2 protein-coding genes are annotated in these 1,165 nt (G+C 47.7%); one reads left to right on the top strand and one right to left on the bottom strand.

The window, feature by feature from the left end; genetic code table 11:
* Positions 1-5 precede the first annotated feature (5 nt).
* Positions 6-836: a hypothetical protein gene (locus tag R7Q46_RS25030; RefSeq protein ID WP_318077911.1), complete on the top strand. Its 831-nt coding sequence runs from the start codon at positions 6-8 to the stop codon at positions 834-836.
* A 99-nt stretch (positions 837-935) separates the two neighbouring features.
* On the opposite strand, the gene R7Q46_RS25025 is transcribed toward R7Q46_RS25030, so the two are convergent.
* Positions 936-1,165 (bottom strand): sodium/glutamate symporter (locus R7Q46_RS25025; RefSeq protein WP_318077910.1); only part of this gene is annotated, 230 nt, incomplete at its 5' end.

The raw sequence follows: 1,165 nt of genomic DNA, 5'->3' as shown, positions 1-1,165 counted from the left end.
GCATGATGCGCTCTGTCTTCGCAATGTTGCGTAAAGAGTGGTTAGAAAACCCACTAGTATTGCGCTTACCTTTGTTTATGTTGGCGTGTGGAGCGTTGCTTTTTATTAGTTTGATGAGTAACACCACGTTGCAACACAATATGTTTTTCGAAATGAGCCTCGGTGGCGATGTGAGTGATATTCACAAAGAACTTGGGGACGACGTCAACATGCTAATCACTGGTGGCGCTGGTTTGCTGTCTATGTTGCTTGCCATTCAGTACTTCCCTAGAACGCTGCGTAAAGAGCGTGCCGAAGGCAGCATTATGTTTTGGCGCAGTATGCCAGTTAGCGATCTAAAAACGCACCTCGTGAAGCTGACGTTTGGTTTGTTGGTGATCCCGCTGGTGTGTTCTGGCCTCGTTTTGGCGGCTGATTTTATGCTGTGGTTACTTAATATTTCGACCGACCAACAACTGGCTTTGCTCTATCGTCAAACTTCGCTTGGCTACGTGCTGCTGCACTGGGTGGAGTTCTTAGCAAGAATGGCGCTCGCAGGCGTGTTGATGCTGCCACTAGCACTTTGCGCGATGGCAATTTCTCAAAAGGTAAACTCGCCGTTAGTGATTCTCTTCATTGCGATTTATGCGCTACGTTGGATGCCAATTGCGATGTTTGGTTACTACGGGTTGGATCAGTTCTTCTCAGCCGTGCTCTATTTGCCTCTGCATGCGATCATCGCCTCTAACCCATTCAGTGCGATTCCTGAAGCGGGTTTGGCCAACGTCGGCATCTACGCCTTTATTGGGATACTGGCGTGGCCGGCAAGTTTGAAGTTCAGCCGTACTATTCAATAAACAACGGCTCGAACAAAAATCGAGACATAAAAAAACGGTCACAACCTGCGTTGTGACCGTTTTTATTTTTTACCCTTAGGGGCTCATCTATCCAATCGTCTAGCCAAGGAAAGAAATGTAACCTTGCAAGATAATTAAGTTGACGATGTCGATAAAGAACGCGCCAACAATTGGTACCACCATAAATGCCTGAGGCGAAGGACCAAAACGGTTAACGATAGAACCCATGTTCATCACCGCTGTTGGCGTCGCACCCAAACCAAAACCACAGTGACCACCCGAGATAACCGCCGCATCGTAGTTGCTGCCCATTACCATAAAGGCCACGT

The sequence above is a fragment of the Vibrio sp. 811 genome, assembly GCF_033339195.1.
Note: the sequence above shows the minus strand (reverse complement) of the source record. Positions and strands in the feature narration are given on the sequence as shown.